Here is a 22,832-nt window from a genome sequence, read left to right as displayed (position 1 = left end):
GCTGCACCGATCACCCACAAAATTGCGACATTTCCGCCAGGGCGGGGGAGTTCAGAGAAGAAAATGACGCGCCAGCAGGGGGCCGGTGAAACTTTTCTTCAGATAGAAACCGCGCGGCAGGGTCATGATCGGCTGGCCCTGATCGCCAATGCCCTCCGTCAGCGCTTTACTGTTGGCGGCCTTGGGTCGAATCTGCAGCCAGGCGCCATGCCGGGCGGTGATCTGCTCAACGCGACCCAGCACGATCATATCCATCAGCTCCTCCCAGTCCTGACGCAGCATCTCCTCCTCTTCTGCATCCGGGCTCCACAACAGCGGCGCGCCGACACGGCGATGCCGCAGTGGAATCTCACGCTCGCCTTCCACCGGGATCCATAACACCCGCGCCAGCTTGTGCCGCACGTGGCTGTTCGACCAGGTCACGCCGCTGTTACCGGTCAGGGGGGCGACGCAGACAAAGGTGGTTTCCAGCGGTTTGCCCTGTGCATCAATCGGAATAGTTTTCAGTTCGATACCCAGATGGGCAAAGTCCTGCTCCGCTTTGCTGCCTGCGCTGGCGCCCAGATGCCACTCCAGCAGCATCCCGACCCAGCCTTTATCGCGTTTAAGATCGGCAGGCATAGGCAGCCCGGCGCGAGCGGCCAGCGTTTCCAGTGTTAATCCGGCTAACTCCTGCGCCCGGGCCAGCAGGCTGGCTTCATTTTCAGGCGGGCCTGGTGGGTGACTCATGTTGATAACTCTTGCTGGTTAAAATGTGAACAATAAAAAGAGGGTAACCTGTGCGGCTGAAATAAACCCTATCGGGCTTCGATAATAACATGATAGATCGTGCTTTTTTTAGTGGATCCGCAGGATGTCACCCTCAGGCTGCCAGGGTTATCCCGGCTTACCCGCAACAATGAACAGGATCTCCAGCCCGGTTATCCACAGAAAAATGGGATAACCCCCTTACCGATGCGGTACTGGTTCCATTTACAGCCTTGACTTTTCACGATCTGACCATAATTTCGTCGCTCTGGCCTAACCCTGAGCGATTCTCTGTGGATAAAAAGCGGTGTGGTGATATTTTAACCGATTGTCAGCGGGCGTGAATTTATCCGCCTGTCAGGAAACGCATTAACGTGGCGAAATTAAAGTTATTATGTCTTAAATCAACGACATAAAATGCGGCCTCTTTTCAGCGGTTCAGAGTGCGCTGAAAAGGTTATTCAGTTAACTCCCGTGTTCTGCACAAAGCTATCCACAGAAAAGGTGAATAAGATCGATCATTTTTCTGATTACTGTTCATAACTTTACCATTTTCTGTGAGTTATCCCGACAGAGACGGCGCAACCCCCCATGAATCCAGTGGTTTACCGCCTGTAAGGAGTGTGAAACAATCAGCTTATTCAAATTTTGCTTTGAGGTAGTCCGGTGATCGATGATGATGGCTACCGCCCGAATGTTGGTATCGTAATCTGTAACCGGCAGGGACAAGTGTTATGGGCCAGGCGCTTTGGACAGCACTCCTGGCAATTTCCTCAGGGAGGCATCAATCCCGGTGAAACCGCAGAACAGGCGATGTATCGCGAACTGTTTGAAGAGGTCGGATTGCACCGGAAAGATGTCCGAATACTTGCCTCTACCCGTAACTGGCTGCGTTACAAGTTGCCAAAACGTTTGGTGCGTTGGGACACAAAGCCGGTATGTATCGGCCAGAAACAAAAGTGGTTTCTTCTGCAGTTAATGTGTAATGACGCGGATATCAATGTGCAGCACAGCAGCACGCCGGAGTTCGATGGCTGGCGCTGGGTCAGTTTCTGGTATCCGGTGCGTCAGGTTGTCTCCTTTAAACGCGACGTCTACCGCCGGGTGATGAAGGAATTCGCTGGCGTGGTGATGTCTATGCAGGAGAGTGCGGGGCAGCGAAACAATCCTGCCCATCGACGTAAGAGAGGATAGGCCACGCCCTTTATGCTCACTCAGTTGCGCGAAATTGTAGAAAAAGTGGCGAGTGCGCCGCGTCTCAATGAAGCACTCGACATTCTGGTCAATGAGATCTGTCTGGCGATGGAAACGGAAGTCTGTTCCGTTTACCTCGCCGACCACGATCGTCGCTGCTATTACCTGATGGCGACGCGCGGACTCAAAAAACCGCGTGGCCGCACTGTGACGCTGGCGTTTGACGAGGGGATCGTCGGTTTAGTGGGCCGTCTGGCCGAGCCGATTAACCTTGCAGACGCCCAGAGCCACCCCAGCTTCAAATATATCCCCGCAGTGAAAGAGGAGCGCTATCGCTCCTTCCTCGGCGTGCCCATTATCAGCCGCCGTCAGCTTCTGGGCGTGCTGGTGGTGCAGCAGCGCGAACACCGTCAGTTTGATGAAAGCGAAGAGTCGTTTCTGGTCACCCTGGCGACCCAGATGGCGGCGTTGCTGTCGCAGTCTCAGATGGGCCAGCTGTTTGGTCAGTTCCGGCAGACGCGGGTGCGCGCGATTGCGGCCGCGCCTGGCGTGGCGGTGGCACCTGGCTGGGTCGATGAGACGCAGCCGCTGCTCGATCAGGTTTCCGCCGCCTCCACGCTGGATGTGCAGCGTGAGCGCGAGCGACTGTCGATCGCCATGACCGAAGCCGCGAGTGAATTTCGCCGCTTCAGTAAACGGTTCAGCGCCAGCGCACAGAAAGAGAGCGCGGCCATTTTCGACCTCTACTCCCACCTGCTGACCGATGCCCGGCTGAAGAAAGATCTGTTCGATGAGATCGAACGCGGATCGGTCGCCGAGTGGGCGGTCAGACAGGTGATCGAGAAGTTTGCTAAGCAGTTCGCCAGCCTGACGGATAACTATCTGCGTGAACGCGCAGGCGATCTGCGGGTGCTGGGCCAGCGTCTGCTGTTTCACCTTGATGACTCGCTGGTCGGGACTAACGCCTGGCCGGAACGCTTCGTACTGGTGGCCGATGAGCTGACCGCAACGACCCTGGCTGAGCTGCCGCAGGAGCGGCTGGCAGGCGTGGTGGTGCGGGATGGTGCAGCCAACTCCCATGCGGCGATCCTGACCCGGGCGATGGGGATCCCGACCGTGATGGGCGCGGATATCCAGCCGCATCAGCTCAACAAACGTCTGCTGATTGTCGATGGCTATCGCGGTGAGCTGCTGATCGATCCGGAGCCGGTGCTGGTGCAGGAGTATCAGCGCCTGATCAGCGAAGAGAATGCGCTGAGCAGGATGGCGGAAGGGGTCGTCGATCAGCCGGGCGAACTGAAAAGTGGCGAGCGGGTGCAGGTGATGCTCAATGCCGGATTAAGCCCGGAGCATGAGCAGGCGCTCGGCAGCTGGGTGGATGGCATCGGGCTCTATCGCACCGAAATTCCGTTTATGCTGCAGAACGGTTTCCCGTCGGAAGAGGAGCAGGTGGCGCAGTATCAGGGCATGCTGCAGCTGTTTCACAACAAGCCGGTCACGCTGCGAACGCTGGACGTCGGGGCGGATAAGCAGCTGCCCTATATGCCGATCAGTGAAGAGAACCCCTGCCTGGGCTGGCGCGGCATCCGCCTGACGCTCGATCAGCCAGAAATTTTTCTGGTGCAGGTGCGTGCCATGCTCCGCGCCAATGCGGCATCCGGCAATCTCAGCATTCTGCTGCCGATGATCAGTCACATCGACGAGATCGACGACGCGAAACGGCTGATCGATCGCGCCGGTCGCGAAGTGGAGGAGATGCTGGGCTATCCGATCCCCGCGCCGCGCATTGGGGTGATGATCGAAGTGCCTTCCATGCTGTTTATGATCCCGCATCTGGCGTCGCGGATCGATTTTATCTCGGTCGGCACCAACGACCTGACGCAGTATCTGCTGGCGGTAGACCGCAACAATACCCGCGTCGCGAACCTGTACGACTCGCTGCATCCGGCGATGCTGCGCGCGCTGAATGCCATCGCGCAGGAAGCCCGTCTCGCGAATATTGAACTGTGTTTGTGTGGTGAAATGGCCGGTGATCCGATGTGCGTGGCGCTGCTGGTCGGGCTGGGGTATCGCCATCTCAGCATGAACGGAAAAAATGTCCCGCGGGTGAAATATCTGCTGCGTCATCTGGATCACGAAGAAACGCAGAAGCTCAGCGAGCAGGGAATGAATGCGCATACCGCCACCGAAGTGCGCCATCTGGTGTCGGCCTTTATGGAGCGGCGCGGCCTGGGTGGCCTGATTCGCGGCGGGCGCTAAGCGCCATCCTGACAGACTGAATTTTCGTCCTGTCCCGGACGGGTGCTCACGATCTTCACGTTCTGCCTCTGCGCGTTATTCGTGTTTACATTTGCACGACAATTCAAAAAACCGGCTGTGCTATGATGCGCAGCCTTAATTTATGTGCCTGACAACGCCCCTTTTCAGGGTAGAAAAATAGACGGTGAAAGATGAATAACGGCTATATTGCATTTCCGCAGTTCGATCCGGTGATCTTCTCGATTGGACCGGTTTCGCTTCACTGGTACGGTCTGATGTATCTGGTGGGCTTTGTTTTCGCCATGTGGCTGGCGGTACGCCGTGCTAACAAACCTGGCAGCGGCTGGAAAAAAGAGGAAGTTGAGAACCTGCTTTATGCGGGTTTCCTGGGTGTCTTCCTGGGGGGACGCATTGGATATGTGCTGTTCTACAACCTGCCGCTTTTCCTGGAAAATCCCCTCTATCTGTTCAAAGTCTGGGATGGCGGCATGTCATTCCACGGTGGCCTGATCGGGGTGATTGTGGTGATGCTGATTTTTGCCCGCCGGACTAAACGTAATTTCTTCCAGGTCTCCGATTTTATTGCACCGCTGATCCCGTTTGGTCTGGGTGCCGGGCGTCTCGGTAACTTCATCAACGGCGAACTCTGGGGTCGTGTCGATCCGAACTTCCGCTATGCGATGCTGTTCCCCGGCTCCCGCAGCGAAGATGTGGCGCTGGCCGCCACCAATCCGCAATATCAGGCGCTGCTCAACACCTACGGCGTGCTGCCACGTCATGCGTCGCAGCTGTATGAGCTGGCGCTGGAAGGCGTAGTGCTGTTCATCATCCTGAACCTGTTTATCCGTAAACCCCGTCCGATGGGCAGCGTGTCTGGCCTGTTCCTGATCGGCTATGGCGCATTCCGCATTATCGTTGAGTTCTTCCGCCAGCCGGATGCTCAGCTGGGCCTGTTTGAAGGCGGTATCAGTATGGGACAGATCCTCTCTGTGCCGATGATTATTGCCGGTATAATTATGATGATCTGGGCGTATCGTCGTCGCCCGCAGCCACAATTTCGCGAGGAAAAATGAAACAGTATCTGGATTTAATGCAGCATGTGCTGAATGAAGGCACGCCAAAAGCTGACCGTACCGGCACCGGTACGCTTTCAATTTTTGGTCACCAGATGCGTTTCAATCTGCAGGATGGTTTTCCGCTGGTCACCACCAAGAAATGCCACATCCGCTCGATCATTCATGAGCTGCTGTGGTTCCTGAAAGGGGAGACCAACATCGGTTATCTGAAAAATAACAAGGTCTCCATCTGGGATGAGTGGGCCGATGAGCAGGGCGATCTCGGCCCGGTGTATGGCAAACAGTGGCGCAGCTGGGGAACGGCCAGCGGTCAGGAAATTGACCAGTTAAGCCAGGTAATGGAGCAGCTGAAGCGCGATCCCGACTCACGCCGGATCATCGTTTCAGCCTGGAACGTCGGCGAACTGAGCCAGATGGCGCTGGCACCCTGCCATGCTTTCTTCCAGTTCTATGTGGCGAACGGCAAGCTCTCCTGCCAGCTCTATCAGCGTTCGTGCGACATTTTCCTGGGCCTGCCGTTTAATATCGCCAGCTATGCGCTGCTGGTGCATATGGTGGCGCAGCAGTGCGAACTGGAGGTGGGCGACTTCGTCTGGACCGGCGGTGACACGCACCTCTACAGCAACCATCTGGAGCAAGCGCGTCTGCAGCTGACCCGTGAACCGCGCCCGCTGCCGAAGCTTGTTATCAAACGCAAACCGGCGTCACTGTTTGACTATCAGTTCGACGATTTTGAGATTGAAGGCTACGATCCGCATCCTGCGATCAAAGCCCCCGTCGCCATCTGACCCGCGATAAACATCAAGCCCTGGCGCACTCCGCCGGGGCTTTTTTTTGCCTGTTGTCCGGAACATCTGCGGCATCGCGCGCACGCTTCCTGAGATTGTCTGTCTGTCACGCCGGTTCTCTGCGACAGCCTCTCCAGCCCGTGACGCTGCGGCTTGTCTCACCCGCTCATTCCCGCCAGTCTGATGCCATGAAAAGTGCAAACGTTCGGGGTTTTACCCTGCCGGAGCTGCTGCTGGTGATGGTGATTGCCGGCATGCTGAGCCTTGCCGCACTGCATGGCTGGCAGCGCTGGCAACAGCGGCAGCAACTGCGCGACAGCGCACAGCAACTACAGGGCTTCCTGTTGCGGCTGCGTGCGCAGGCCAACCGGCAAAACCGTGACCTGATCCTGTGGTCGCAGCCGGGCAGCCCATGGTGTATCGGGGCAGGCCGCCTGCCTGCGGCCGGGTGTGAAGGGGGAAAACGGCTCCATTTCATCGCTCCCCATGCCGGAGTTACGCTGCATGGGCTGCGCGGTGAACCGGGCTTCTATGGTCGTCGTAATGTCGCCAGGGCGGGCAGCATTGAGCTGGGCAATGCTGCCGGGCGCATCTGGCTGATTATCTCCGCCAGAGCCCGTATTCGTCTTTGCCTGAACGATGAGGAGAACTGCCGTTGAAAGTCGCCGGATTCAGCCTGCCGGAGATGCTGGTCGCCCTGGCCATCAGCGCGGTCGTGATGATGAGTGCCGGGCGGCTTCTGCCGCGGCTGCTGACAGAGAACGCCGGGATGCTGCAGCGGGCACAACTGCGTCAGGAGTTACAGCAGATGATGGCTACCCTGGAAAAGGCGGTGCGGCGTGCCGGTTACTGTCACGGCGAGTGCGGCAGTGGCGCACTCACTCTGCAGGAGAACTGCCTGCTGCTGCGCTGGGATGAAAACAGCAATGGAAGGTGGGAAGGGGTCGGCCATGCCGAAAGTGACTATTACGGCTATCGCCTGCGACAGCAGCAGCTGGAGATGCAGCGGGGTGTGGACCAGTGTCACTCTGCGGGCTGGGAGCGGCTCTCCGACCCCGCGTTTATGCGCGTGGAGCAGTTCAGCGTCAGCCGGCAGGGCGGACAGATCAGGATCATGCTGCAGGGGCGGGCCGGACGCTGGCACGAAATGACAGAGCGCTGGGTAGAAGGAGAGAACCTGTGAAGCAGCGAGGCAGCAGCGCGCTGGGCATGGTTCTGATGATCATGGTGATGGGCAGCGTGGCGCTGCACGCCAGCCGCAGGCTGTCAGAGCAGGGTATGCGCGTGCTGGCGGATGAACAGCAGTTTATCCAGGATTTCTGGCGGGCGCAGTCTGCGCTGCAATGGGGCTTAACGCTGAGCTGGTCAGCGCATGCGGATTCAGGCTGTCAGCAGGAGGTGCGTCAGGGCTGGGTCAGCTGTCTGCAACGGAGTGAAAAAGATGAAGGTCTGCTTAAAGGAGAAGCCAGCGGCAGTGGCATGGCGGTCTGGCAGTGGGTTCGGTTACGGGACAATCAGATCCGTGCGTTGCCGCACGGCTGGATTGACTACTGCCCGCTCACCCCTCCCGCCGCCTGTCTGTAAAGGCGCAGGCTTCTCCCTGCCAGAGGTGTTATTTGCTCTGTTGCTGATGGCATTAAGCAGCAGCACGCTGTTGCACTATCATCGCGCTCTGGCGCGGGGATTCAGTCAGCAGTGGGCGCAGCAGGAGGCCTGGTACGTCGCTGAACAGCGCCTGGCGGGGCATGAGGTTGCGGGCTGGCAATCCACGCTGCAACAGCAGCCGGGGCCCGCGGGCTGCATGCTGGAACGGGCCGACGTCACCGGTCCCTTCGGGCGTCATGCCTCCCTGAGCCGACTGCGATGTTAACGCCTGCGGGACGCCCTTTTGATGGGTTTCAACAGCGATACGCGGTAAAGTGACAGGGCCGCAATACCGCAGTCATGTTCTGAGTTACCACAGGAGTTGTCATGTTTCACGTCTATCACTCAAATCAGCTTGATGTGCTGAAAATTCTCGCGGCTGCGGTGATTAAACATGATCCTCTTGATGACCCTTTCGCGTCAGAAATGATACTGGTGCAGAGTCCGGGTATGGCGCAGTGGCTGCAGATGGAGCTGGCGCAGACCTTTGGCATTGCAGCCAACATCGAATTTCCGCTGCCCGCCAGTTTCATCTGGGAGATGTTCGTGCGCGTGCTGCCCGACATCCCGGTAGAGAGTGCCTTCAGCAAGGCCAGCATGAGCTGGAAGCTGATGCACCGGCTGCCGGTGATGCTGGAGCAGGAGGAGTTTACCTCCTTACGTCACTATCTCCATGACGACGGCGACAAGCGCAAACTGTTTCAGCTCAGCTCCCGTGTCGCGGATCTGTTTGACCAGTATCTGGTCTATCGCGCTGACTGGCTCAACAGCTGGGAGCGCGGCGAAAGTATCGACGGGCTGGGCGAAGCGCAGCGCTGGCAGGCCGCCCTGTGGCGCGATCTGGTGAGCTACACCCGCACGCTGCGACAGCCGGAATGGCACCGCGCGAATCTCTATGCGCGATTCATCCGCACGCTGGAGCAGGCGAAGAGCACGCCGGAAAACCTGCCCAGGCGGGTCTTTATCTGTGGTATCTCCGCACTGCCACCGATCTATCTGCAGGCGCTGCAGGCGCTGGGACGTCACATCGACATCCACCTGCTGTTTACCAATCCCTGCCGCGACTACTGGGGCGACATTCAGGACTATGCCTTCCTGGCGAAGCTGCAAAGCCGCCAGCGCCGCCGCCATGACGCTGAGGCGGCGCGTGGGCTGTTCCGGGACGCAGAGCAGGCGCCGCAGCTGTTTAACGAGGCCGGTGAACAGCAACTGACGAATCCGCTGCTGGCCTCCTGGGGCAAGCTGGGGCGTGACAACCTCTTTCTGCTCAGCCAGATGGATGCCAGCGATGACATCGATGCCTTTGTGGATGTAGAGCCGGACAACCTGCTGCACTGCATGCAGTACGATCTTCTCAATCTGCAGGACAGTGCCATCATCGGGCTGAACGCGGCGGAACTGGCGCACAGCGATCGCAAGCGCCTCCTCGATCCGGCGGATCGTTCGATCGTAGTGCAGGTCTGCCACAGTGCGCAGCGCGAAGTTGAGGTGCTGCAGGATCATCTGCTGGCGATGATGGAGGCTGATCCGACGCTGAAAGCACGCGACATTATTGTGATGGTGGCCGACATCGACGCTTATGCACCGTTCATTCAGGCCGTGTTCGCCAATGCGCCCGCCGATCGCTATCTGCCTTTTGCGATTTCAGACCGGCGGGCCAGTCAGGCGCATCCGGCCATCGTGGCGTTTCTGCATCTGCTGGCGTTGCCGGACAGCCGTTTTGTCTCAGAAGATGTGCTGGCGCTGCTGGATGTGCCGGCGCTGGCGTCCCACTTCGCCATTGATGAAAGCGGCCTGCGTTTGCTGCGGCGCTGGGTCAGCGAGTCAGGCGTTCGCTGGGGGCTGGATGATGCCAGCGTTGAAGCCCTCTCACTGCCGATTACCGGCCAGCACACCTGGCGCTTTGGCCTGCAGCGTATGCTGCTGGGTTATGCGATGGAGAGCCACAACGGCGACTGGGAGGGGATTCTGCCTTATGACGAGTCGAGTGGCCTGGTGGGGGAGCTGGCGGGCCATCTGGCTGAGCTGCTCGCGCGGCTGAATCACTGGCGTGAGCGGCTGGCGGAACCCCGCCCGCTGGCGGAGTGGCTGCCGATGTGCCGGGAACTGCTGAACGCCTTCTTCACGCCTGACGCGGAAACCGAGGCCGCTTTACTGCTGGTGGAAGAGCAGTGGCAGCAACTGATTCAGTACGGAATGGATGCGCGGTTTGAGGAGGCGATCCCGGTGGCGCTGCTGCGCGACGACCTGCGCAGCCGGCTCGATCAGCAGCGCATCAGCCAGCGCTTTCTGGCCGGGCAGATCAACTTTTGTACCCTGATGCCGATGCGTTCAATACCGTTCCAGCTGGTCTGTCTGCTGGGGATGAACGACGGCGTCTATCCGCGCACGCTTGCGCCGTTAGGCTTTGATCTGATGCAGCAGCAGTCCCGTAAAGGCGACCGCAGCCGCCGTGATGATGACCGTTACCTGTTTCTTGAGGCGATGCTCTCCGCTCAGCAGCAGCTCTACATCAGCTATATCGGCCGGGCGATTCAGGATAATACGGAACGCTATCCCTCGGTGCTGGTCACAGAACTGCTGGATTACATCGGACAGAGTTTTTACCTGGAGGGGGATGGTCATCTGGAGCTGGATGAGAGTGCCGGACGGGTGCGGGCGCATCTGCAGCACCTCAACAGCAGGATGCCGTTTGCCGCTGAGAACTTCCAGCCTGCCGCCAGACTGCAGAGCTTCGCCCGCGAGTGGCTGCCTGCCGCCCAGGGGGCGGGGCAGCCGCAACCCGAATTTGTCCAGCCGCTGACGGCCCCGGACATTGATGCACTCACCTTAGAGGCCTTTCTGCGCTTCTGGCGGCACCCGGTTCGCGCCTGGTTCCACCAGCGTCTCGGCGTGAGCTTCTGGCTGGAGGAGGATGAGCTGCCCGACAGCGAACCTTTTGCGCTCGACAACCTGGAGCGTTATCAGATCAATGCCCAGTTGCTGAATGCCCTGGTCGAAGGTGAGGATACCCAGCGGCTCTATGCGCACCATCGCGCCGCCGGTAACCTGCCCTACGGCGCATTTGGCGAACTTTTCTGGCAGGCGCAGCGTGATGAGATGCAGGAAGTGGCGGCGGAAGTGGTGAACCAGCGCAGCGACGGCGAGAGCTGGGAAGTGAATCTGCAACTGGAGCAGGTCAGCTTAACCGGCTGGCTGACGCAGGTGCAGAGCGACGGGCTCCTGCGCTGGCGGCCTGGCGTCCTCAACATGAACGATGGCCTGCTGCTCTGGCTGGAGCATCTGATTTACTGCGCGCTGGGCGGCACCGGCAGCAGCCGTATGTATGGCCGCCAGCAGAGCCGCTGGTGTTTTCCTGCCGTGCCGCAGTCAGAGGCGATGGCCGCCCTGAATGACTATATCGCCGGTTACCTCGACGGGTTGCGTCAGCCGCTGATGCTGCTCAGCAAAAGTGGCGGTGCGTGGCTGACCGCCAGCTACGACAAAAAGAGCCAGCAGTTACTCACGGATGAGGCCACGCAGCTGAAGGCGCGCAATCGCCTGCTGACGGCCTGGTCAGGCAGCTACCAGGTGGAGGGTGAAGGCAGCGACCCCTATCTGCAGCGGCTCTGCCGCGTGCTGGATGAGGCGCAACTGCAGCAGATCACTGAGGCGGCGCAGCGCTGGTATTTGCCGGTGCTGGCCGCACATCAGGATGATGAATAGCAGGTCAGATCGTATTTTGCAGACTGACTACACACACAGAAATTTTTGCCTGACTTTGAGCCGCCGCGTCAGTAATTGGCGGCTTATCGGGAAACAAGAGGGGTTTATATGCGGCTACACGCACGCTGGATAGCGGCACTACTGTTGAGCCTGGTGGCTTGCTCAGCCCTGGCGCAGACATCTGCAGGCTGGCAGCCAGTTAACGACACCATTCGCAAAAGTGACCAGGACCCCCGAAACTATCAGGCCATCCGTCTCGATAACGGACTGACGGTATTGCTGGTGTCCGATCCGGTGGCACCGAAATCGCTGGCGGCGCTGACGCTGCCGATTGGATCGCTGGACGATCCCGATCAGCAGGCAGGACTGGCTCACTACCTCGAACATATGGTGCTGATGGGCTCAAAGCACTACCCGCAGCCGGACAACCTGGCCGAGTTCCTGAAAAAGCATGGCGGCAGTCACAATGCCAGCACCGCCTCTTATCGCACCGCCTTTTATCTGGAAGTGGAAAATGCGGCGCTGGAACCGGCGGTCGACCGCCTGGCGGATGCCGTGGCGGCACCGCTGCTGGATCCGGTCAACGCTGACCGCGAGCGTCACGCCGTCAATGCCGAGCTGACCATGGCGCGCGCGCGTGATGGCCTGCGCATGGCTCAGGTCGGCGCCGAAACCCTGAACCCGGCACACCCGGCGTCGCGTTTTTCTGGCGGTAATTTAGAGACCCTGAAAGATAAGCCGGGCAGTAAACTGCACCAGGCGCTGCTGGACTTCTACCACACGCATTACTCCGCCAACCTGATGAAGGCGGTCATCTACAGCAACAAACCGCTGCCGGAGATGGCGTCGATTGCGGCCAGAACCTTTGGCCGCATCAAAAATCACCATGCCAGCGTGCCGGAGATCAACGTGCCGGTGGTCACCGATGCGCAGCAGGGCATCATCATTCACTATGTGCCCGCCCAGCCGCGCAAGCAGCTCAAAATTGAATTCCGCATCGGGAACAACAGCGATCGTTTTCGCAGTAAAACGGACACGCTGATCAGCTACTTAATCAGTAACCGCAGCAAAAATACGCTGACCGACTGGCTGCAGAAGCAGGGGCTGGCGGACGGTGTCAATGCCGGCGCCGACCCGATGACCGAACGTAACAGCGGCGTGTTTGCCATTACGGTCTCCCTGACGGATAAAGGCCTGGCGCAGCGTGATGAAGTGGTGGCGGCGGTTTTCAGCTACATCAATCTGCTGCGTCAGCAGGGCGACGATAAGCGCTATTTCGATGAGGTCTCTCACGTACTGGCGCTCGACTTCCGCTATCCCTCCATCACCCGCGATATGGATTACATTGAGTGGCTGGCCGACACCATGCTGCGGGTGCCGGTGGAACACACGCTGGATGCGCCTTACCTGGCCGATCAGTACGATGCCGCCGCGATCGCTGCCCGCCTGCAGGAGATGACGCCGCAACGTGCGCGTATCTGGTACATCAGCCCGCAGGAGCCGCACAACAAAAAAGCCTACTTTGTGGACGCGCCTTATCAGGCAGAGAAAATCACGCCGCAGACCTTTGCTGACTGGCAGCAGCGCGCCAGTCAGATCGCGCTGGCAATGCCTGCGCTGAACCCCTATATTCCGGACGACTTCACGCTGCTGCCCGCTGACGGTAAAACCTGGCAGCATCCGGTCAGACTGGCTAACGACGACGGCATGCGCATTTACTGGATGCCCAGCCGCTATTATGCCCGCGAGCCAAAGGCGGCGATCACCCTGGCCTTACGCAACAGGCACGCCATCAGCGATGCGCGTCAGCAGGTGCTGTTCGGCCTGAATGACTACCTCTCCAGCCTGGCGCTGGACGAGCTAAATTCGCAGGCTTCGGTGGGCGGCATCAGCTTTTCAACCGGTGAAGATGAAGGTCTGGTGTTCAATGCCAGCGGCTTCACGCAGCGCCTGCCGGTGCTGCTGAAGAAACTGGTCGAAGGGTATGCCCACTTCCAGCCGACAGAGCAGCAACTGGCGCAGGCAAAATCCTGGTATCTGGAGCGGCTGGAGGCGGCGGAAAAGGGCAAGGCGTTTGAACAGGCGATTCAGCCGATGCAGATGCTCTCTCAGCTGCCTTATACCCAGCGCGAGACGCGCCGCAGACTGGTCAGCACGATCACGCTTGATGAGGTGACGGCTTACCGCGACGCGCTGTTCCGCGATGCGACGCCAGAGATGCTGGTGGTCGGCAACCTCAGTGCAGACAGCGTGACGCAGCTGGGACATGAACTGAAACAGCAGATGCAGAGTCACGCGACCCGCGACTGGCAGAGTCAGTATGTCTCGTTCGATAAACCGCTGAAGGCCAATCTGCAGCAGCCGGGCAGCAGTACCGACTCGGCGCTTGCCGCGCTCTATATTCCGCTGGGCTACAGCGAATATCAGAGCATGGCCAACAGCTCCATGCTGAGCCAGATCGTGCAGCCGTGGTTCTACAATCAGCTGCGCACAAAAGAGCAGCTCGGCTATGCGGTGTTTGCCTTCCAGATGCCGGTCGGCCGACAGTGGGGCGTTGGCTTCCTGCTGCAGAGTAACAGCCGACAACCTGACTGGCTGCTGCAGCGTTACCAGGCGTTCTATCCCGAGGCGGAAAAACGTCTGCGCAACATGAGCCAGGCCGATTTTGCGCAGTATCAGCAGGCGATGATCAATGACCTGCAGCAGCGTCCCCAGACGCTGGATGAAGAAGCCGATCGTTACAGCCGGGACTTCGATCGTCAGAATGAGACGTTTGATACCCGGCAGAAAGTGATAGAGCAGGTACAGCTGCTCACCCCGGCCAGCGTGGCAGACTTTTTCCGTAAAGCGGTTATCGAACATAATGGCATGGTCATGACCTCGCAGATTGCAGGCAGTAACAATGGCAAAATTGACTATGCCCGGCAGCCTGGCTGGAAAACCTGGGATGAAGTGGCGCAGTTGCAGCAGTCGCTGCCGGTGAAGAGTGAGACCCAATGACGCAGTTACCCCCCGTATCGCTGAATCCTTTAACGCTGCCGCTCAGGGGTGAGCGGCTGATTGAGGCGTCTGCGGGCACCGGAAAAACCTTTACCATTGGCCTGCTCTATCTGCGCCTGCTGCTGGGGCTGGGTGAAGAAAACGCCTACAGCCGGCCGCTCTCGGTTGAAGAGATTCTGGTGGTGACCTTTACCGAGGCCGCCACCGCCGAGCTGCGCGGCCGTATCCGCGAGAACATCCACCAGCTGCGTCTGGCCTGTATCCGGGGCAAAAGCAGCAATCCGATGCATCAGCGATTACTGGAGCAGAAGCCGGATCTGAGTCAGGCCGCGGCGCAGCTACTGGCCGCCGAAAGGCAGATGGATGAAGCCGCCATCTTTACCATCCACGGCTTCTGTCAGCGGATGCTCAATCTGAATGCGTTTGAGTCGGGCATGCTGTTTGAGCAGGAGCTGATCGAAGATGAGCAGGCGCTGCTGAAGCAGTCCGCCGCCGACTTCTGGCGTCGCCAGTGCTATCCGCTGTCGCTGGATGTAGCGCGGATTATCGCCGCAGAGTGGAGCGGGCCGGACAGCCTGCTGGCCACGCTGCGTCCCTGGCTTCAGGGCGAAACGCCAGGACTGAAACGACCGCCCGCGGCCGATGAGACACTGGCCTCCCGCCATGCCCGCAACCTGGCGCGCATCAACGCCATCAAACAGCAGTGGCAGGCGCTGAGTCGCGACGTTGAAGGCATCATCAGCGCCTCAGGCGTGGATAAGCGCAGCTACAGCAGTAAACATCTGCCCAACTGGGTCGCCAGAGTCACCCAGTGGGCAAGCAGTGAGACGCTGGATTATCAGCTGCCGAAGGAGCTGGAGCGGTTTGGCCAGCAGGTGCTGGAGGAGAAAACCAAAAAGGGTGTAGCACCACGTCACGCCCTGTTTGAGGCCATCGACCAGTTTCTGGCAGAGCCGCTGTCGCTGCGGGATGTGATCATTGCTCAGGCGCTGATCGATGTGCGCGCCACGGTTCAGCGCGAGAAGCGGTTGCGGGCGCTGTTAGGTTTTGACGACCTGCTCAGTAAGCTGGATGAGGCGCTGCAACAGCCTGGCGGGGTTCTGCTCGCGGAAACCATCCGGGCGCGTTTCCCGGTTGCCCTGATTGACGAATTCCAGGATACCGACCCGCAGCAATATCGTATTTTCCGCACGCTCTATGTGAATCAGCCGGAGCAGGCGCTGTTTCTGATCGGTGACCCGAAACAGGCGATCTACGCTTTTCGCGGCGCGGATATCTTTACCTATCTGCGGGCCAGAAACGAAGTCAGTGCTCACTACACGCTGGATACGAACTGGCGCTCTTCGCCGGAAATGGTCGAAAGCGTTAACCGCCTCTTCTCGCAGCTTGAGTCACCGTTCCTGTTCTCGGCAATCCCTTTTCAGCCGGTGCAGCCTGCGGCACCCAATCAGTCACTGAAACTGATTTATGATGGGCAGCCGCAACCGGCGTTACGCTTCTGGCTGCAACCCGGTGAGGGCGTCGGCAGCAGTGATTATCAGCAGTTTATGGCGCAGCAGTGTGCCGCCGACATCAGCCGCTGGCTGGTGGCCGGACAGCAGGGGCGCGCCTTTACGGGTAAAGGTGAGGCGCTGCAGCCGGTGCGGGCTTCCGATATCACGGTGCTGGTGCGCAGCCGCAATGAAGCCACCTTAATCCGCGATGCGCTGAATGCGCTGGCGATCCCCTCGGTCTACCTCTCCAGCCGCGACAGCGTCTATACCACGCCGGAAGCGCGTGAATTACTCTGGCTGCTGCAGGCGATTCAGGCCCCGGAGCAGGAACGGCTGCTGCGCAGCGCGCTGGCCACCTCCATATTTGGCATTGATGCCGCGACGCTGGAAACGCTGAGCCAGAACGAACGCGAGTGGGATGCGCTGGTCGAGCAGTTTGCCGTCTGGCAGCAGCTGTGGCACCAGCGCGGTGTGTTACCGATGCTGCGCGACGTGATGATCAAACGGCAGTTGGCGGAGAATATGCTGGCGTCGGAGAACGGAGAGCGGCGCCTGACCGATCTGATGCACCTGGGTGAACTGTTGCAGGAGGCCTCGGTGCAGCTGGAGAGCCCGCATGCGCTGGTGCGTTTTCTGGCGCAGCAGATCGCCCGCCCGAACAGCCAGGCCGCCAGCCAGCAGCTGCGTCTGGAGAGCGACCGCCACCTGGTGCAGATTATCACCATCCACAAATCGAAAGGGCTGCAATACCCGCTGGTCTGGCTGCCGTTTGCTGCCGGATTCCGCGAAGCGGCCAGTGCGCTTTACCACGACCGCGAAAGTTTTGCGGCCCTGCTGGACGTTCAGGGCGATGCGCAAAGCCTGGCGCTGGCGGAAGAGGAGCGTCTGGCAGAGGATCTGCGCCTGCTCTATGTGGCGCTGACCCGCTCGGTGTATCACTGCAGCGTCGGGATTGCGCCGCTGATCAAAGGCACGCGTAAAAAAGAGGGCGAAAGCGATCTGCACAAGAGCGCGCTCGGCTATCTGATTCAGAAAGGCGAGGCGGCCGATGCGCAGCAGCTCAGCCGTTCTCTGCAGGCGTTAACCGGGACGGGCATTGCGCTGGTCGAGGCAGATCTGCTGCCCGGCGAACGATGGCAGGATGCGCAGCCGGGCGACGACGTCCTGAGCAGCCGCGTCGTGACTCAGGCGCGAACGGATGTCTGGCGGGTCACCAGTTATTCCGGCCTGCAGCAGCACCACAGTTCGCCGCTGCTGGACGCATTGCCCAGCTTCGATATTGACGCGGCGGGCGAAGAGGAGAGCGGTGAAGAGACGGCACTGACGCCGCACCATTTTCCGCGCGGTGCGGCACCCGGTACGTTTCTGCACGGCCTGTTTGAGTCTATCGACTTTACTGAACCGCCGGAGCGCATCTGGCTGGAAGATCAGCTGCAGCACAATGGCTACCCGCTGAGCTGGTTACCGGTGCTGGAGACGTGGATCGCGCGGGTGTTAGAGACCCCGCTCAACGCGGAGGGGCTGACGCTGTCGGCGATCAAAAGCAGCGAACGGCTGATCGAGATGGCGTTTTATCTGCCGATCGATAATCTGCTGACGGCAGCCGGGCTGGATGCGCTGCTGCGGCGGCACGACAGCCTCTCTCAGCAGGCTGCCTCGCTGGATTTTCGTCAGGTGCGGGGCATGCTGAAGGGCTTTATCGATCTGGTCTTCCGCTGGCAGGGAAAATATTATCTGCTCGACTACAAGTCGAACTGGCTGGGGGAAAGCCACAGCGCTTACACCCAGGAGGCGATGGCGCAGGCGATGATCGGGCACCGCTACGATCTGCAGTATCAGCTCTATACGCTGGCGCTGCATCGCTATCTGACCCATCGCCTGCCGGATTACCGCTACGATCGCGATTTTGGCGGCGTCTTTTATCTGTTTTTGCGCGGGATGGATGGCAGCTCGCCCGACAACGGCATTTTTGCTACCCGTCCCTCCGCAGAGTGTGTGGAGGAGATGGATGCACTGTTTGGTAAGAACGGAGAGAGAGGATGAGTGACATGCTGAGTCTGCTGCTGCAGGCAGTCGACAAACGTCTCCTGCGTCCGCTGGATATTCAGTTTGCCCGCCTTGTGGCTGCTGAATCACAGCCTGCGCTGCTGCTCGCGGCGGCCTGCGTCAGCGCCGAGGCGGGCGAAGGGCACGTCTGTTTACCGCTGAGCAACCTCTGTGAAGCCCGGCTGTTCGCCGGCCGGCAGCCTGCACTGGCTCAGGCGATCTGGCAGGCTGCTGGTGCGCCCGATAACTGGTCAGCTCGTCTTGCTGACTGGTCGGCGGTCAGCGACGGCAGTCGGGTGACACCCCTGGTGCTGAGCAATCAGCGTCTCTACCTGCATCGTCTGTGGCACAGCGAAGGCCGGGTCGCCGACTTTTTTGCCGCTCAGGAGATGAGCTCCGCGCTGGATATGCGTGCCACCGGTGAGGTGCTCAACAGCCTGTTTGGTGACCAGCCGGAAAACTGGCAGAAGATAGCGGCGGCGGTGGCGCTGACCCGCAAGACGGCGGTGATCTCCGGCGGCCCCGGCACCGGGAAAACCACCACCGTGGCGAAACTGCTCGCGGCGCTGATTCGTCTGCATCCCGGCGCGCTGCGGATCCAGCTGGCGGCCCCGACCGGTAAAGCTGCCGCGCGGCTGACCGAATCTCTGGGCAGGGCACTGCAGGATCTGGCCGTGAGTGACGAAGAGCGTCAGCGTTTTCCTGCTGAAGCCACGACCCTGCATCGCCTGCTGGGTGCGCAACCTGATACCCAGCGCCTGCGCTATCATGCCGGTAACCGGCTGCATCTCGATGTGCTGGTGGTGGATGAAGCCTCGATGGTCGATTTGCCGATGATGGCCAAACTGATTGCCGCGCTGCCGCCGCATGCCCGCGTGGTGTTTCTGGGCGATCGCGACCAGCTGGCCTCGGTTGAGGCGGGGGCGGTGCTGGGCGACATCTGCCGCTGTACCGAAAGTGGCTACAGCCAGGCGCGGGCAGAACAGCTTGCCCTGCTGACCGGCTGCACCCTGCAGGGCAGTGACGATCTGCAGGCACCGACGGTGCGCGACAGCATCTGCCTGCTGCAGAAAAGTTACCGTTTTGACGCCTCATCCGGCATCGGTCTGCTGGCAAAAGCCATCAATCGTGGTGACGCGGAGGAGGTCAGGGCGGTGTTTGCTGAGGCCTATGAGGATGTCAGCTATCAGCCGCTGGACAGTGCGGAAGCCTATCAGGCGATGCTGGATGAAGTCGCCGCTGGTTATCAGCCCTTCCTGCAGCTGATCAGGGAGCAGGCCTCACCCGCAGAGGTGATTGCGGCGTTTGGCCGTTATCAGCTGCTCTGTGCACTGCGAGACGGTCCCTTTGGCGTACAGGGGCTGAATCAGCGCATCGAACAGCGGCTGATGCAGTTGCAGCGCCTCCGTCGGCCTGGCATCGGTAGCCGCTGGTATGCCGGGCGGCCGGTGATGATCACCCGCAATGACAGCGCGCTCGGCCTGTTTAACGGCGACATTGGCATTGCGCTGCGTGATGATGAGGGCAACCTCCGGGTCTTTTTCCCGCTGCCGGATGGCACGATCAAAGCGATTCAGCCGAGCCGTTTACCCTCACATGAAACCGCCTGGGTCATGACGGTGCATAAATCACAGGGGTCGGAGTTTGACCACACTGCGCTGGTCATGCCAACCCAGTCTCTGCCGGTACTGACCCGCGAACTGGTTTACACCGCCATTACGCGCGCGCGGCGTCAGCTGACCATCTACAGCGAACCGGGTGTGTTTCAGCGCGCCGTGCAGCTGCAGACGCAGCGACGCAGTGGTCTGGTCGATCGACTGAGCGCAGCAGGATAGAAGAGAGGGGAGAGTTCACATCCATGATCGCTCTCCCCCGGAGGGGTAAAATCAGGTGAGGTCGGCCATCAGCACTTTTGAGCGCCGCTGATAGTTGTACATCTCTTTTTTACTTTCCGGCAGTGACTCGATATCTACCGGCGTAAAGCCGCGCTCCTGGAACCAGTGGATGCTGCGGGTGGTTAACACGAACAGTTTTTCCAGCCCCATCTGCCGCGCCTGAAGCGCCACACGCTGCAACAGCATCTCACCACGTGAAGAGCTGCGATAGTCCGGATGCACCGCCACACAGGCCATTTCGCCAATCTTCTCATCCATAAAGGGATAGAGTGCCGCACAGGCGATGGTCAGGTTATCTCGCTGAATGATGGTGAATTTATCGATCTCCATCTCCAGCTGCTCGCGTGAGCGGCGAACCAGAATGCCCTGCTGCTCAAGCGGCCGGATCAGTTCGAGGATGCCGCCAATGTCGTTGATGTTGGCGCGGCGGATCTGTTCTGCCGACTCCATCACGATCTGCGTACCGATACCGTCGCGAGAAAAGAGCTCCTGCAACAGCGCGCCATCTTCCTGATAGCTGATCAGGTGGCTGCGGCGGACTCCGCTGCGGCAGGCTTTCACCGCCCCCCTCAGGAAGCGCACCGTGCCGGAAAGGTAGTCACCCTCCTTTTCAATCTCGTCGATGCGGGCCTGCGCATCGTTCGGGAAGAGTTCAGAAATGATCTCGCCGTCGCTATTCAGCACGCCCTGCTCAGAGCAGAAGCCGATCATTTTTTCCGCTTTAAGTTTGATCGCCAGCTGGGTAGCGACCTCTTCGGAGGTCAGGTTAAAGCTCTCGCCGGTCACGGAAACCGCCACCGGGCCAAGCAGCACAATGGCGTCGTTATCCAGCTGACGATGAATCGCCGCCTCATCAATACGACGGATGCGGCCGCTGTGACAGTAATCCACGCCATCATCCACGCCCAGCGGCTGAGAAATGATGAAGTTGCCGCTCACCACATTGATATGCGCACCCTGCAGCGGCGTGTTGTTCAGACTCATCGAGAGGCGGGCCGTAATATCTAACTGCAGCCGGCCGGCCGCCTGTTTTACCAGCTCCAGGGATTGCGCGTCGGTCACCCGGGTAAACTTATGATAAACCGGCTCCAGCTGCTGCTGCGCCAGACTGGCATCAATCTGCGGACGGGCACCATAGACCACCACCAGACGGATACCCAGGCTGTGAAGCAGGCCGATATCATTGACGATGCCGGAGAAGTTCTCATGCTCAATCGCCTCGCCACCCAGCATGATGACAAAGGTTTTACCCCGGTGGGCATTGATATAGGGAACGGTATGGCGAAACCCCTGAACCAGCTCGGTACTACGTTCCTTCACGGCCAACCCTCAATGAATGTTTATTCGTATTTTTTGTATTTTTATGCTTTTGCGTGCCATTTTGCAAGCCTTAATCCTGACGAAAATTTACGTTTTTCTGAGTGTCAAAGCCGCTAACAGCCTGCATTATTTAGGTTTTCCGGGGTGACATCATTCCGGGGATTGGATAAAGTTTTCGCCGCCATTTTATTAACTGGCGCTTTTTTAGACATTACTCAGCAGCTGGAGCGGCATGTCAGACGTTAATTCCCATTTTTCACGCAGACGATTTTTACAGGGGACAGGCGCCTTACTGCTGTTAAGCGTCAGCCGCACCGGGCTGGCGGCAAAAAATCACATTGTGGCCGTGCGTATCTGGCCCTCATCGACCTATTCACGGATGACGCTGGAGTCCAGCGTTGAGCTGAAATATAAGCAGTTTGCGCTGAGCAATCCTGAACGCCTGGTCATAGATATTCAGGGCCTGCACCTTAATCCGGTCCTGAAAGGGGTCAATAAACTGGTGCGGGTCGATGATCCCTTTATTAAACATGCCCGGGTCGGCCAGTTCGACAGCGACACGGTTCGCGTCGTTCTCGAACTAAAGCGCAACGTTTCGCCGAAGATCTTTAATCTGGCCCCGGTCGCCGGAATCAATCACCGGCTGGTGGTGGATCTCTATCCGACCCAGAACCAGGCGGAAGACGATCCGTTGCTGGCCCTGCTGAAAGATTATAATCAGGGCGCGCTGGAGAAAGACGCCGGGGTTCAGGCCCCTCTGCCGGGCAGGGCGGGACGCGATCGACCAATTGTCATCATGATCGATCCGGGGCACGGCGGGGAAGATCCGGGCGCACACGGCAAATATAAGACCCGTGAAAAGGATATCGTGCTGAAGATCGGACGGCGGCTTAAAGCGCTGATCGACAAAGAGTCCAACATGAAGGCGTACATGACGCGCAATGAGGATGTCTTTATTCCGCTGCGCGTCAGGGTTGCTAAAGCCCGCAAACAGCGCGCCGATCTCTTTGTTTCCATCCATGCAGATGCCTTCACCAGCCGGGCGGCACGCGGTTCGTCAGTCTTTGCCTTATCCACCAGCGGGGCAACCTCCGCCGCGGCCCGTTTTCTGGCTCAGACGCAGAATGAATCCGATCTGATTGGCGGCGTCAGCAAAAGCGGGGACCGCTATCTCGATCACACCATGTTCGACATGGTGCAGCGTCAGACGATCCATGACAGCCTGAAGTTCGGTAAAGAGGTGCTGCATCGCATGGGCCGCATCAACCATCTGCACAAGCGCACCGTCGATCAGGCGGGATTTGCCGTGCTGAAAGCCCCGGATATCCCCTCTATTCTGGTGGAAACGGCGTTTATCAGTAACGTGGAGGAGGAGCGGAAGTTACGCACCACCCGCTATCAGCATCAGGTTGCGGAGGCGATTCTGAACGGCATCAAAGCCTATGTAGAGAGCGGGGCCGCGCTGGCGCATCGCTAATTAACGTGCGGGTAGCCCCGGTTATCCGCAGACTTTTCGCCGTGGAAAGAGAGAAAACAGAAGAGAAGGGGAACGGCAGAAACAAAAAAACACCCTTTCAGGTGTTTAAATAGTGGTTGCGGGGGCCGGATTTGAACCGACGACCTTCGGGTTATGAGCCCGACGAGCTACCAGGCTGCTCCACCCCG

15 protein-coding genes are annotated in these 22,832 nt (G+C 59.3%); 13 read left to right on the top strand and 2 right to left on the bottom strand.

The features are described 5' to 3' along the window. Positions 1 to 51: 51 nt before the first annotated feature. Positions 52 to 729, bottom strand: a complete 678-nt coding sequence (gene mutH, locus HFD92_RS14760; protein ID WP_058958022.1) for a DNA mismatch repair endonuclease MutH — start codon at positions 727 to 729, stop codon at positions 52 to 54. Positions 730 to 1,413: 684 nt separating this feature from the next. Between mutH and rppH the strand changes: the two genes are divergently transcribed. From rppH to recD, 12 genes are all read left to right on the top strand, one after another. Beyond that, positions 1,414 to 1,941, top strand: coding sequence for an RNA pyrophosphohydrolase (gene rppH / locus HFD92_RS14755; protein ID WP_009087042.1), 528 nt, complete (start codon positions 1,414 to 1,416; stop codon positions 1,939 to 1,941). Positions 1,942 to 1,953: 12 nt separating this feature from the next. Then, entirely contained in the window at positions 1,954 to 4,200 is a 2,247-nt protein-coding gene (ptsP, locus tag HFD92_RS14750; RefSeq protein ID WP_058958021.1) for a phosphoenolpyruvate--protein phosphotransferase, read from the top strand. A 191-nt stretch (positions 4,201 to 4,391) separates the two neighbouring features. Next, positions 4,392 to 5,273, top strand: a complete 882-nt coding sequence (lgt, locus tag HFD92_RS14745; protein ID WP_009087037.1) for a prolipoprotein diacylglyceryl transferase — start codon at positions 4,392 to 4,394, stop codon at positions 5,271 to 5,273. After that, entirely contained in the window at positions 5,270 to 6,064 is a 795-nt protein-coding gene (gene thyA, locus HFD92_RS14740; protein ID WP_167429176.1) for a thymidylate synthase, read from the top strand. The genes lgt and thyA overlap by 4 nt, the downstream gene beginning before the upstream one ends. A 188-nt stretch (positions 6,065 to 6,252) precedes the next feature. After that, positions 6,253 to 6,723 (top strand): prepilin-type N-terminal cleavage/methylation domain-containing protein, encoded by a 471-nt coding sequence (locus HFD92_RS14735; RefSeq protein ID WP_167429175.1) that lies wholly within the window; start codon positions 6,253 to 6,255, stop codon positions 6,721 to 6,723. Next, complete coding sequence (locus tag HFD92_RS14730) at positions 6,720 to 7,247, top strand: prepilin peptidase-dependent protein (protein ID WP_185185206.1); 528 nt, start codon at positions 6,720 to 6,722, stop codon at positions 7,245 to 7,247. The genes HFD92_RS14735 and HFD92_RS14730 overlap by 4 nt, the downstream gene beginning before the upstream one ends. Continuing rightward, the gene (locus HFD92_RS14725) at positions 7,244 to 7,648 is read left to right on the top strand and encodes a DUF2509 family protein (protein ID WP_167429174.1); all 405 of its coding nucleotides are present in this window, start codon (positions 7,244 to 7,246) and stop codon (positions 7,646 to 7,648) included. The genes HFD92_RS14730 and HFD92_RS14725 overlap by 4 nt, the downstream gene beginning before the upstream one ends. Positions 7,649 to 7,694: 46 nt before the next feature. Further along, complete coding sequence (locus tag HFD92_RS14720; protein ID WP_033736452.1) at positions 7,695 to 7,934, top strand: prepilin-type N-terminal cleavage/methylation domain-containing protein; 240 nt, start codon at positions 7,695 to 7,697, stop codon at positions 7,932 to 7,934. A 101-nt stretch (positions 7,935 to 8,035) separates the two neighbouring features. Further along, positions 8,036 to 11,413, top strand: a complete 3,378-nt coding sequence (recC, locus tag HFD92_RS14715; RefSeq protein WP_140925011.1) for an exodeoxyribonuclease V subunit gamma — start codon at positions 8,036 to 8,038, stop codon at positions 11,411 to 11,413. A gap of 108 nt (positions 11,414 to 11,521) precedes the next feature. After that, positions 11,522 to 14,413 carry a pitrilysin gene (gene ptrA / locus HFD92_RS14710; RefSeq protein WP_167429173.1) on the top strand — a complete coding sequence of 964 codons (2,892 nt, stop codon included), beginning with the start codon at positions 11,522 to 11,524 and terminating at the stop codon, positions 14,411 to 14,413. Next, on the top strand, positions 14,410 to 17,949 hold the full coding sequence (gene recB, locus HFD92_RS14705) for an exodeoxyribonuclease V subunit beta (protein WP_167429172.1): 3,540 nt from the start codon (positions 14,410 to 14,412) through the stop codon (positions 17,947 to 17,949). The genes ptrA and recB overlap by 4 nt, the downstream gene beginning before the upstream one ends. Further along, on the top strand, positions 17,946 to 19,787 hold the full coding sequence (gene recD / locus HFD92_RS14700; protein ID WP_167429171.1) for an exodeoxyribonuclease V subunit alpha: 1,842 nt from the start codon (positions 17,946 to 17,948) through the stop codon (positions 19,785 to 19,787). Before recB ends, recD begins: the two co-directional genes overlap by 4 nt. Positions 19,788 to 19,838: 51 nt before the next feature. Here recD and argA read toward each other — a convergent pair whose 3' ends face one another. Continuing rightward, positions 19,839 to 21,167: an amino-acid N-acetyltransferase gene (argA, locus tag HFD92_RS14695; protein ID WP_009087010.1), complete on the bottom strand. Its 1,329-nt coding sequence runs from the start codon at positions 21,165 to 21,167 to the stop codon at positions 19,839 to 19,841. Positions 21,168 to 21,399: 232 nt separating this feature from the next. Between argA and amiC the strand changes: the two genes are divergently transcribed. Then, positions 21,400 to 22,644, top strand: a complete 1,245-nt coding sequence (gene amiC, locus HFD92_RS14690) for an N-acetylmuramoyl-L-alanine amidase AmiC (RefSeq protein ID WP_046102475.1) — start codon at positions 21,400 to 21,402, stop codon at positions 22,642 to 22,644. Positions 22,645 to 22,832 lie beyond the last annotated feature (188 nt).

The organism is Pantoea sp. EKM101V, from assembly GCF_011800325.1.
In the GTDB taxonomy this organism is placed as follows: Bacteria; Pseudomonadota; Gammaproteobacteria; order Enterobacterales; family Enterobacteriaceae; genus Pantoea; species Pantoea anthophila.
The sequence above is the reverse complement of the archived record's forward strand: the minus strand, read 5'-3'. Positions and strand labels throughout refer to the sequence as shown.

Excerpts from the sequence above, each read along its gene's own strand:
- lgt (WP_009087037.1), top strand. The coding sequence starts at position 4,392 with ATGAATAACGGCTATATTGCATTTCCGCAGTTCGATCCGGTGATCTTC.
- recD (WP_167429171.1), top strand. The coding sequence starts at position 17,946 with ATGAGTGACATGCTGAGTCTGCTGCTGCAGGCAGTCGACAAACGTCTC.
- HFD92_RS14735 (WP_167429175.1), top strand. The coding sequence starts at position 6,253 with ATGAAAAGTGCAAACGTTCGGGGTTTTACCCTGCCGGAGCTGCTGCTG.
- thyA (WP_167429176.1), top strand. The coding sequence starts at position 5,270 with ATGAAACAGTATCTGGATTTAATGCAGCATGTGCTGAATGAAGGCACG.
- ptsP (WP_058958021.1), top strand. The coding sequence starts at position 1,954 with ATGCTCACTCAGTTGCGCGAAATTGTAGAAAAAGTGGCGAGTGCGCCG.
- ptrA (WP_167429173.1), top strand. The coding sequence starts at position 11,522 with ATGCGGCTACACGCACGCTGGATAGCGGCACTACTGTTGAGCCTGGTG.
- recC (WP_140925011.1), top strand. The coding sequence starts at position 8,036 with ATGTTTCACGTCTATCACTCAAATCAGCTTGATGTGCTGAAAATTCTC.
- HFD92_RS14720 (WP_033736452.1), top strand. The coding sequence starts at position 7,695 with ATGGCATTAAGCAGCAGCACGCTGTTGCACTATCATCGCGCTCTGGCG.
- recB (WP_167429172.1), top strand. The coding sequence starts at position 14,410 with ATGACGCAGTTACCCCCCGTATCGCTGAATCCTTTAACGCTGCCGCTC.
- mutH (WP_058958022.1), bottom strand. The coding sequence starts at position 729 with ATGAGTCACCCACCAGGCCCGCCTGAAAATGAAGCCAGCCTGCTGGCC.
- amiC (WP_046102475.1), top strand. The coding sequence starts at position 21,400 with ATGTCAGACGTTAATTCCCATTTTTCACGCAGACGATTTTTACAGGGG.